This window comes from Kitasatospora sp. NPDC094028, assembly GCF_049543595.1.
GTDB lineage: Bacteria > Actinomycetota > Actinomycetes > Streptomycetales > Streptomycetaceae > Kitasatospora.
In genome coordinates this window covers 81,857-92,050 of sequence record NZ_JBMVFA010000010.1, presented here as the reverse complement: position 1 = coordinate 92,050, position 10,194 = coordinate 81,857, and the positions used below count along the sequence as shown (strand labels likewise).

General features: G+C 75.1%; 7 protein-coding genes. 4 read left to right on the top strand and 3 right to left on the bottom strand.

Annotated features, from left to right (window positions below):
* The first annotated feature begins 613 nt into the window (after window positions 1-613).
* Together ACPC54_RS17500 and ACPC54_RS17495 are read left to right on the top strand one after the other, a co-directional pair.
* Window positions 614-5,404 carry a polarized growth protein Scy-related protein gene (locus ACPC54_RS17500; RefSeq protein WP_498965686.1) on the top strand — a complete coding sequence of 1,597 codons (4,791 nt, stop codon included), beginning with the start codon at window positions 614-616 and terminating at the stop codon, window positions 5,402-5,404.
* A 117-nt stretch (window positions 5,405-5,521) separates the two neighbouring features.
* On the top strand, window positions 5,522-6,451 hold the full coding sequence (locus tag ACPC54_RS17495) for a coiled-coil domain-containing protein (protein ID WP_045694855.1): 930 nt from the start codon (window positions 5,522-5,524) through the stop codon (window positions 6,449-6,451).
* 103 nt (window positions 6,452-6,554) lie between these two features.
* On the opposite strand, the gene ACPC54_RS17490 is transcribed toward ACPC54_RS17495, so the two are convergent.
* Complete coding sequence (locus ACPC54_RS17490) at window positions 6,555-6,875, bottom strand: hypothetical protein (RefSeq protein ID WP_498965685.1); 321 nt, start codon at window positions 6,873-6,875, stop codon at window positions 6,555-6,557.
* Entirely contained in the window at window positions 6,872-7,669 is a 798-nt protein-coding gene (locus ACPC54_RS17485; RefSeq protein WP_498965684.1) for an alpha/beta fold hydrolase, read from the bottom strand. The genes ACPC54_RS17490 and ACPC54_RS17485 overlap by 4 nt, the downstream gene beginning before the upstream one ends.
* A gap of 257 nt (window positions 7,670-7,926) precedes the next feature.
* On the opposite strand from ACPC54_RS17485, the gene ACPC54_RS17480 reads away from it, so the two are divergent.
* Both ACPC54_RS17480 and ACPC54_RS17475 read left to right on the top strand, forming a co-directional pair.
* Window positions 7,927-8,931: an ABC transporter ATP-binding protein gene (locus tag ACPC54_RS17480; protein ID WP_498965683.1), complete on the top strand. Its 1,005-nt coding sequence runs from the start codon at window positions 7,927-7,929 to the stop codon at window positions 8,929-8,931.
* A gap of 1 nt (window position 8,932) precedes the next feature.
* Complete coding sequence (locus ACPC54_RS17475) at window positions 8,933-9,703, top strand: ABC transporter permease (RefSeq protein WP_498965682.1); 771 nt, start codon at window positions 8,933-8,935, stop codon at window positions 9,701-9,703.
* A gap of 15 nt (window positions 9,704-9,718) precedes the next feature.
* On the opposite strand, the gene ACPC54_RS17470 is transcribed toward ACPC54_RS17475, so the two are convergent.
* Window positions 9,719-10,042, bottom strand: a complete 324-nt coding sequence (locus ACPC54_RS17470) for an Rv1322 family protein (RefSeq protein WP_498965681.1) — start codon at window positions 10,040-10,042, stop codon at window positions 9,719-9,721.
* Between the last annotated feature and the right edge of the window lie 152 nt (window positions 10,043-10,194).

Sequence of the window (10,194 nt, the reverse complement as noted above, 5' to 3'; positions counted from 1 at the left end):
TTCCTCTAAAAACACACCCCCACCAAACGTGGGGGGGGGGTTCCCTCCCTGTCGGGCACCCCCCGGGGCCCGCGTAAAACCCTGGCCCCCCCCCCCCCCGGGGGGGGGGGGCCCCCGGCCCGGGCCCCCCCCCACCGCGGCACCACAGCGGCACCCCGCACGGCTAGCGACCCGTCAGTAACCTCGCCGGAGAGCCGGAAAACCCCCACGCGGCCATTCCCCCGCAGTGGCGTCCCACTACAATGCCCAGGTGCGCGGAGGCTCCGGGGAACGGAGACGACGGGCATGGCCGATGACAGGCCTGTCCGCCCTGCGGCGGTCGGCCCGTCGCAAGGGGAGTCCACTACGCGGGCACGGCTGAACAGTCGCAACACGGATCTGTCACCATTCTCCACGAGGCAAGAGTTCGCCCAGGAGTCCACTCGGACGGGGGAACGCGGCACACCCGCGCTCCCGCGCCCAGGATTCCGGCGACCGCGGCGGGCGGCCCCGGCTAGACGGGGGTCGTCCAGCGACTGCGGATGCAAGGACCAGCAGGACCGGCGCCCCGGGAATCGGGGGCCCGGGACCGGCCGGGTCGAAGACGCGACCAGGAGATGGATGGGACCGCGGAGTGCGGGGCAACGACCGCTACGAGGCTGACGATCACCTCTCCCAGTTCGAGGCCGAGATGGGTCGGACTCGAAAGGACCGGGACAAGGCCGTCGAGCACGCCGAGGACCTCGCCTACCAGGTGGAGGTGCTCCGGGCGAAGCTGCACGAGTCCCGTCGCATGCTCGCCCAGCCGCGCGCCTTCGACGCCGTCTCCGGCCAGGCCGAGCAGATGCTCCGCACCGCCGAGATGCAGGCCCAGCAGCTGCGCGCCGACGCCGAGCGCCAGCTGCGCGACTCCCAGGCCGCCACCCAGCGGATCATGGCCGAGGCCGCCGAGCGCACCGCCCGGCTGGAGGCCGACCTGGCCGCCCGCCGCCGCCAGCTGGAGGACGAGCTCACCGAGCTGCGCCGCTCCGCCGAGCAGCACGTCAACAGCTGGGCCGAGCAGACCCGGGCCGGCTCCGAGCAGGAGGCCAACCGCCTGCTCCAGGAGGCCCGCGTCGAGGCCGAGCGGATGGTCGCCGCCGCCCGCGCCGAGGCCGTCGCGCTCTCCGACCAGGCCCGCGCCCAGACCGCCGCCGACGTGGACGCCGCCCGCGGCGAGGCCCAGGCCGCCGCCGAGGCCGCCCTGAAGCGGGCCCACAGCGACGCCGAACGGATGCTGCGCGCCGCCTCCGAGCAGGCCCAGCAGGCCGGCGCCCAGGCCGCCGCGGACGTCGACGCGGCCCGCGGCGAGGCCCAGCAGCAGCTGGCCGCCGCCCACGCCGCCGCCGAACAGCAGCTGGCCGCCGCCCGCGCCGAGATCGACCGGCTCAAGGCCGAGGCCGCCGCCGAGCAGACCCGCGCCGAGCAGCAGCTCGGCGCCGCGAAGTCCGAGATAGAGCGGCTGCGCGCCGAGGCCATCGCCGAGGCCGAGCGCGCCCGCCGCGAGGCCGCCGAGCTGCACGCCCAGGCCGAGCAGGCCGCCGAGCAGCTGCAGGCCGACGCCGAGGCCGCCGCCGAGCGCAAGGCCCTGGACGGCGAGGCCGCCAACGAGCAGCGCTCCCAGACCGCCCGGGCCGAGATCGCCCGACTCGTCGCCCAGGCCACCAAGGAGTCCGAGGCGATCCGCGCCGAGGCCGAGGCCGCCCGCGCCGAGGCCGCCACCAAGCAGGCCGAGGCGGACGCCGCCAAGGCCGCCGCGGCCGAGGAGGGCGAGCGGCTCCGCGCCACCGCCGAGTCCGTCGCCGCCGAGCTGAAGGCCGACGCCGAGGCCGCGATCGCCGAACTGCGCGCCCGGGCCGAGCGGGACGTCGCCGAGCTGCGGGCCACCGCCCTGGCCGAGGCGCAGCGACTGCGCGGCGAGGCCGAGGAGGAGGGCCGGGCGGCCGGCGCCAAGGACGCCGCCGTCCACCTCGCCACGGCCGCCAAGACCGCCGAAGAGGTGCTCGACCGGGCCAACCAGGACGCCGAGGCGGCGCGCGGCGAGGCCGCCGCCGAGGCCGAGCGGATCCGCACCGAGGCCGCCGCCGAGGCCCAGCGCCTGCGCGAGCAGGCCCAGGCCGCCGTCGAGCAGGCCCAGAACGCCGCCCTGGACGACGCCGCCGCGATCCGCGAGCGGATCGAGCAGATGCAGGACGAGGCGGCCCGGCTGCGGGCCGAGGCCGAGGAGCTGCGCGCCCAGGCCGCCGCCGAGGCCGACCGGGTGCGCGGCGAGGCCCGCCGCCAGGCCGTCCTGCAGATCGAGGAGTCGGCGAAGAACGCCGAGGAACTGCTCACCAAGGCCAAGGCCGACGCGGACGAGCTGCGCGCGGGCGCCGCCGGGGAGATCGAGCGGCTGCGCGAGCAGGCCCAGGAGCAGGCCGCCGAGACCCAGGGCCGGGCCGAGCAGACCCTGGCCCGGGCCCGCACCGAGGCCGAGAAGATCACCGCCGCCGCCGAGCAGCAGGGCCAGGACGCCCTCGCCGCCGCGAAGGCCGCGGCCGCCGAGAACCGGGTCGCCGCCGAGCGCGAGACCGTCGAACTCCGGCGCGACGCAACCGAGTTCGACCAGCGGGTGCGCGCCGAGGCAACCGCCGCCGCGGAGGCCCTGACGGCCGACGCGCAGGCCGCGGCGAACGCCGTCCGGGACGCCGCGGTCGCCGACGCCGAGCGGGTGCGCACCGAGGCCGACACCGAGGCCGCCCGTACCCGGGCCGAGGCCGAGGCCGCCGCCACCGCGCTGCGCGAGGAGAGCCGGCGCGAGCACGAGGCCGCCGCCACCGGGCTGCGGCAGGAGCGCGAGGAGACCGCCGAGCAGCTGGCCGCCGCCCGGGCCGCCCGCGAGCAGGCCGAGCAGGCCGCCGCCGAGCTGCGCGACACCGCCGACCGGCAGGTCGCCGAGCAGCGCGCGGAGGCCGAGGCGTACGCCGACCGCGTCCGCACCGAGGCCGACCAGGCCACCGCCGAGCTGCGCGAGGCGACCGACCAGTACGTCGCCGAGCAGCGCGCCCTGGTCCAGCGGGAGACCACCGCCCAGCGCACCGAGGCCGCCGAGTACGCCGACCGGGTCCGCACCGAGGCCGAGCGGACCGCCGAGGAGCTGCGCACCCGCACCGAACGGGAGACGACCGAGCAGCGCGAGGCCGCCGACCGGTACGTCGCCGAGCAGCACGCGGACGCCGACGAGTACGCCCTCGGGCAGCGCCAGGACGCCGACCGCTACGCCGCCGAGCAGCACGAGGCCGCCGACCGCTACGCCGCCGAGCAGCACGAGGCCGCCGACGAGCTGCTGGCGCAGGCCCAGGCCGCCGCCGAGAAGCGCGCGGCCGACGCCGACCAGGCCGCCCGGACCGTCCGCGAGCAGGCCGCCGCCGAGCTCGCGCTCGCCAACGAGCAGGCCGAGACCGTCCGCGCCGAGGCCGGCCGCACGCTGTCCGAGGCCCGCGCGGCCGCGGAGGGCATCCGCGGCGAGGCCGCCGAGGAGCTGGAGCAGGCCCGCGCCGAGGGCCGGGAGCTGGTCGCCGCCGCCCGGGCCGAGGGGGCGGGGCTGGTCTCCGACGCCGAGGACGAGGCCGCCGAGGTCCGCCAGTCGGTGGCCGGCCTGCACGAGGCCGCGGCCGAGCAGATCGCCGCGCTGAAGGCCGCCGCCGAGCGCGAGGTCGCCGAGGTCCGCGCCGTCGCCGAGCGGGAGACGGCCGAGCTGCGCGAACTGGCCGACCGCGAGACGGCCGAGCTGCGCGAGGCCACCGACCAGCAGGTCGCCGAGCTGCGCGAGGCCGCCGAGGAGTACGCCCTCGGGCAGCACCAGGACGCCGATCGCTACGCCGCCGAGGTCCGCGAGCTCGCCGACCGCGAGACGGCCGAGCTGCGCGCCCGCGCCGAGGCCGAGACCGCCGAGCAGCGCGCCGAGGCCGAGCAGTACGTCACCGCCCTGCGCGAGCGCACCGAGCTGGAGCTCGCCGCCGAGCGCGAGGCCGCCGAGGCCGAGCTGGGCCGGCAGCGCGCCGAGGCGCAGGCCTACGACGAACAGCTGCGCCACGACGCCGACGCCGAACTGCGGGCCGCCGAGGAGGCCGGCGAGCAGCTGCGCGCCGACGCCGAGGCTCAGGCCGTCCGGACCGTCGCCGACGCCGAGGCGCACGCGGCCCGGACGGTCGCCGACGCCGAGGAGCTGGCCGCCGGGCTGCGCGCCGAGGCCGAGGAGTACGCGCTCGCCACCCGCGGCCTGGCCGACGACTACGACGCCGCCACCCGCACCCGCGCCGACGCCTACGACGCGGAGACCCGGGAGGCCGCCGAGCAGTTCGACAAGGCCACCCGCGACCGGGCCAAGTCCGTGCTGGAGAAGGCCTTCGCGGACGCCGAGGCGCTCGGCGAGGACGCCCAGACCACCGCACTGGCCACCACCGCCGCCGCCGAGGAGCAGGCGGACGCGATGGTCGCCGCCGCCCGCAAGGAGGCCGACCGGCTGGTCGCCGCGGGCGAGGCGGCCGGCCAGGCCGAGGTGGAGAAGGGCCGTTCCGACGCGGACGCCCTGCTCGCCGAGGCCCGCCGGGACGCGACCGCGATCCGCGAGCGCGCCGAGGAGCTGCGCGAGCGCACCGACGCCGAGGTGGAGGCGCTGCACGAGCGCGCCCGCAAGGAGAACGCGGCGGCCATGAAGTCGGCCGGCGAGCGGGTGGACGCGCTGGTGACGGCCGCTCAGGAGCAGCTGACCGAGGCCGAGGAGCAGGCGGTGGCCACCGTCGCCGAGGCCGAGGACCGCGCCGCCGCCCTGGTCGCGGCCGCCGAGGACCGCGCGTCCGAACTCACCTCGGAGGCTTCGGCGGAGGCCAGCAAGGTCCGGCTCTCGGCCGTGCGCAAGGCCGAGGGGCTGCTCAAGGAGGCGGAGACCAAGCTCGCCACCTCCACCGACCGCGCCGAGGCACTGATCGAGAAGGCGGAGGCGAAGCTGACCTCCGCCGAGGCGGAGGCCGAGGAGCGGCTGGACAAGGCCGCCGCCGAGGCGGAGAAGCGGCTGCAGGAGGCCGACCGGACCGCCGACGAGCAGATCGAGCTGGCGAAGGCGGAGGCCGAGCGGCTGGTCGCGGAGGCGAAGGCCGAGGCGAAGCGCGTCACCGACGAGGGCCGGCGCGAGCTGGACGAACTGGTGCGCCGCCGCAAGGACATCAACACCGAGATCTCCCGGGTCCAGGACGTGCTGTCCGCCCTGGAGGCCTTCGAAGCACCGGCGCCGGTCGCGCAGACCAACGGGGGAAACAGCAAGAAGGACGGGGGTGCCAAGGCCGGTGCCGGAGTTGGCTCCCCCCGGTCGGGCGGCAATCGTTCCAAGAACGCACCACCCGATTGAGCGGACATTGGCGGTCATTGTCCGTGAGAGAACGGCATATCGCCGTCGACACTCCGGTACCGTGTCAGGATTCCCTCAACCACCTCAGCGGTTTGACGACAGGAAGCCCAGAGTCCCATGAGCGACAGTCACTCCCCTCACGGCTTCGACCTGGTGCGCCGTGGGTACGAGCGCGCCCAGGTCGACGAGCGGATCACCAAGCTGGTGGCCGACCGTGACAGTGCCTTGACCCGGATCAGCGCGCTGGAGAAGCGCATCGAGGAGCTCCACCTGGAGACCCAGACCGCCCAGGCGGCGGTCGCTGATCAGGAGCCGTCCTACGCCGGCCTCGGCGCCCGGGTCGAGAAGATCCTGCGCCTCGCCGAGGAGGAGGCCAAGGACCTGCGCGACGAGGCGCACCGCGCCGCCGAGCAGCACCGCGAGCTGGCCGAGGCCGCCGCGCAGCAGGTCCGCACCGAGGCCGAGAACTACGCCAAGGACCGCAAGGCCAAGGCGGAGGACGAGGGCCTGCGGATCGTCGACAAGGCGAAGAGCGACTCCGCCCAGCTGCGCGCCGAGGCCAACAAGGACGCCCAGAACAAGCGCGAGGAGGCGGACGCCCTCTTCGAGGAGACCCGCACCAAGGCCGCCCAGGCCGCGCTGGAGTTCGAGACGAACCTGGCCAAGCGCCGCGAGCAGTCCGAGCGCGACCTGGCCGCCCGTCAGGCCAAGGCCGAGAAGCGCCTCGCCGAGATCGAGCACCGGGCCGAGCAGCTGCGCCTGGAGGCGGAGAAGCTGCGCACGGACGCCGAGCGCCGCGCCCGCCAGACCGTCGAGACGGCCCAGCGCCAGTCCGAGGACATCGTGGCGGACGCCAACGCCAAGGCCGACCGGATCCGCAGCGAGTCCGAGCGCGAGCTGGCGGCGCTGACGAACCGTCGCGACAGCATCAACGCCCAGCTGACCAACGTCCGCGAGATGCTGGCGACGCTGACCGGCGCGGCCGTGGCCGCCGCCGGGGTGCCGAGCGACGACACCATGGGCGTGCCCGCCCAGCAGTCGCGCTGACGCCGCGACCAGGACGTCGCGGCGCCGGCCCCCTGTACCGACGCCGCACGCGAAGCAGGCCCTCACCCGTTCGGGTGGGGGCCTGTTGCGTGCACGGCACTCACTATCTCGGGTAGGCCCCGTCCGGCCGCTGGTAGCCGCTGCTGAGCTGGTTCCCCTCGTCGTCGGAGACGGTGCCGAACCAGGAGGTGCACCAGACCGACACCGAGTCCGGCCAGTACTGCACCTCGAACGGGTGGCCGGGCCCGTAGTCGCCGTACGAGGTGACGATGAAGGTCTCCCCCGGGCGCATCCAGTAGTCCTCGCCGAGCGGTTCCAGGGTCAGCTCCAGCAGCCCCTCGCCGCGGTTGGTCACCGGCATCCGGCCGGTCACTTCCAGGGCCGAGTAGTCCCAGCCCGCCGCCTCGTTCATCCGGTCGCTCATCCGGCGGCCACCTGGGCCAGCAGCCGGCGCACGGCGGCGTCGAAGGCCTCGGGCGCCTCCAGGGCGCTCAGGTGGCCCACGCCGGGGATGACGGTCAGTTCGGCGTCCGGCCTGGCTCGGAGGATCAGCTCGGCCTCGTCCGGTGCCACCAGGGGGTCCTGGGCGCCCGTCACGACGGCGACCGGCACCCGCAGGCCGGCCAGCACGTCCAGGGAGTCCGGACGGGCCGCCATGGCCCGCTGGGCCCAGGCGACGGCGGCCGGCGGGGCGGCGGCGACCATCGCCTCCACCCGGGCGAGCAGGTGCCGCGAGTCCGGCCCCAGCTGCCCGGCCGCCACCTCCTCGTCCAGCAGCAGCCGGACGCTGTCGCGGGCGCTGACGGCGGCGGCGATCCGCTCCCGGTTGGCCCGGACGGCGTCGGCGTCGGCGGTGGCACGGGTGTTGGCCAGCAGCAGGCCGGCGAGCCGGTCCGGGTGGCGGCGGGCGAAGGCCATCGCCACGTAGCCGCCCATGGAGAGCCCGGCGAGCACCGCGCGTTCGATCCCGGCCGCGTCCAGCAGCAGCGCCACGTCGTCGGCGACCAGGTCCAGCGAGGGCTCGTCGGCCCCCAGCTCGGTGCCGCCGAACCCGCGCTGGTCGGGGGCGAGCACCCGGGCCTCGTCCCCGGTCAGGCCGGGCAGCGCGTCCAGCTGGGCGGACCACATCGCGGCGTTCAACGGAAAGGCGTGCAGCAGCACGAGGGGTGTTCCGGTACCGCTCTCGCGGACGGACACTGCGGAGGGGAGCTCGGTCATGGCCCCCACCGTATTCCGGCACGCCCACCGGGCCCACTCAGCGGGCCCCGATATCCCCTTTGTCCCCAGGGCCTGTCTCGTGGCTTATGCCGGGCCTGCGACGCCTGGGCACGCACCTCGCCGCGTTGTCGTCGGTCGCCAATGCTCCGCAGTGGCTCCCTCCTCCGCCTTGCGATGCACGCACCCAGACGCCGCAGTCCGATCCGACATAACCCACGAGACAGGCCCTAGCCTGACAAAGACCGTAGGGAGCCCGAATGATCGAGTTGCACGACCTGACAAAACGTTACGGCAAGACACTCGCGGTGGACCGGCTCAGCTTCCGGGTCCCGCAGGGCGTGGTGACCGGCTTCCTCGGCCCCAACGGCGCCGGCAAGTCCACCACCATGCGCATGATCCTCGACCTCGACCGCCCGACCGCCGGCCGGGTCACCATCGACGGCAAGCGCTACGGGCAGCTCAGCGAGCCGCTCAAGTACATCGGCGCGCTGCTGGAGGCCAAGGCCGTCCACCCCGGCCGCACCGCCCGCGACCACCTGCGCTGGCTCGCCCAGAGCAACCGCATCCCGGAGCGCCGGGTCGACGAGGTGCTCGGCCTGGTCGGCCTCACCCCGGTCGCCCGCAAGCGCGCCCGCGGCTTCTCGCTCGGCATGGGCCAGCGCCTCGGCATCGCCTCCGCCCTGCTCGGCGACCCGGAGATCGTCATGTTCGACGAGCCGGTCAACGGCCTCGACCCGGAGGGCATCCTCTGGATCCGCAACCTGATGAAGCGCCTGGCCGGCGAGGGCCGCACCGTCTTCGTCTCCTCCCACCTGATGAGCGAGATGGCCGTCACCGCCGACCACCTGGTGGTCATCGGCAAGGGCCGGCTGCTCGCCGACCTGCCGATGCCGGAGTTCATCCGGCGCAACTCCCGCTCCGCCGTCCGCCTGCGCACCCCGGAGCCCGAGCGCCTGCTCGACCTGCTGGCCGGTGCCGGCCTGCGGCACGAACCGGGCCCGGACGGCTCCTACGAGGTCGTCGACGGCGACCTCGCGGGGCTCGGCGAACTGGCCGCCGCCAACGGCCTGGTGCTGCACGAACTCAGCCCGCAGCAGGCCTCGTTGGAGGAGGCGTTCATGCAGATGACGGCCGACTCGGTGGAGTACCACGCGGGTGACGGCCCGGGCCGCGACGCGGCCGGGGCGCCCGGCGTCTGGGGCGCGGGCTGGAAGGCGGACGGCGCCCGGCCGGCCGCGGCCGTGCGGCAGGAGGAGAACTGAGATGACGTCCTTCCCGGCGATCCTGCGCTCCGAGTGGACGAAGATCCGCAGCGTCCGCTCGACGGTCTGGACCCTCGCACTGGCCTTCGTGGTCACCGTGGGCATCGGCGCGCTGCTGTCCCTGCTCACCAACAACAACTTCACCGAGTTCCGCAGACACGACGCCGAGACCCCGTTCGACGCCACCGGCACCGCCTTCTCCGGCATCATGCTCGGCGAACTGGCCATCATCGTCTTCGGCGTGCTGGCGATCGGCAACGAGTACAGCAGCGGAATGATCCGGGTCACCCTCGCCGCCGTCCCCCAGCGCGGCACCCTGCTCGCCGGCAAGGCCGTGGTGCTCGGCGCCCTGGCCCTGCTGGTCTCGCTGGTGACGGCCTTCGTCACCTTCTTCCTCGGCCAGGCCCTGCTCGGCTCGCACTCCACCACCCTGGGCGAGCCGAACGTGCTGCGCGCGGTGCTCGGCGCCGCGCTCTACCTGACCATGCTCTGCCTGTTCGCGGCCGGCGTGACCACCATGCTGCACAACCAGACGCTGGCGCTCGGCGTGCTGGTGCCGTTCTTCTTCCTGCTCTCGCCGATCCTCTCGGCGGTGCCGAAGGTCAAGACCCTCGCCCACTACTTCCCCGACTACGCGGGCTCGCGGATGCTGCTGGTGTACGAGCAGCACGGCCAGCCGTACGGCCCGTGGGCCGGCTTCACCATCTGTCTGGCCTGGACGGTGGCGGCCCTGCTCGGCGGCGCGCTGGTGCTCAAGAACCGCGACGCGTGACGGCCCCGCGGACCGTCAGTACCGCGGAGCGCCGCGGCCCCGGAGGACGTTGGAGGCCCGGCGCTCCCGCGCGCCCCAGCAGGCCCGGTGCCAGTGCCGCCGGTCGTCGACCCCGGCGCCGTGCATCGGCCAGGCCACCAGGTGGCCCACGCCCGGCGGGATCTCCTGGTCGCAGCCCGGGCAGCGGTAGTGCCGCCCCGACGTCCCGGCGACCGTCTGGACCACCCAGTCGTCACCCTGGTAGCTCTCGGTACGGCGCAGCGATCCGCCGAGCGGGGCGGCCGGCTCGGCGCTCTCGCGGGGGGCGGCGCTCCGGTTCCGGTTGTGGCGCGGCGACACGGCAGACTGCCTCTCTTCCGGTGGCTCGGGTCCTCAAGCCTAGCCCTGCGGGCCGTCCACCCGATCTGAATGCCTCTATCACGAGTTCGTCCGGCACTTCGCGGTTTTTACCGAGATCCACCCGGTGATCACCGAAATTCGGGGTTTCGCGT

What these genes read in the sequence shown, in the direction of transcription:
- ACPC54_RS17475 (WP_498965682.1), top strand. Translation starts at nt 8,933, where the DNA reads ATGACGTCCTTCCCGGCGATCCTGCGCTCCGAGTGGACGAAGATCCGC.
- ACPC54_RS17480 (WP_498965683.1), top strand. Translation starts at nt 7,927, where the DNA reads ATGATCGAGTTGCACGACCTGACAAAACGTTACGGCAAGACACTCGCG.
- ACPC54_RS17485 (WP_498965684.1), bottom strand. Translation starts at nt 7,669, where the DNA reads ATGACCGAGCTCCCCTCCGCAGTGTCCGTCCGCGAGAGCGGTACCGGA.
- ACPC54_RS17495 (WP_045694855.1), top strand. Translation starts at nt 5,522, where the DNA reads ATGAGCGACAGTCACTCCCCTCACGGCTTCGACCTGGTGCGCCGTGGG.
- ACPC54_RS17490 (WP_498965685.1), bottom strand. Translation starts at nt 6,875, where the DNA reads ATGAGCGACCGGATGAACGAGGCGGCGGGCTGGGACTACTCGGCCCTG.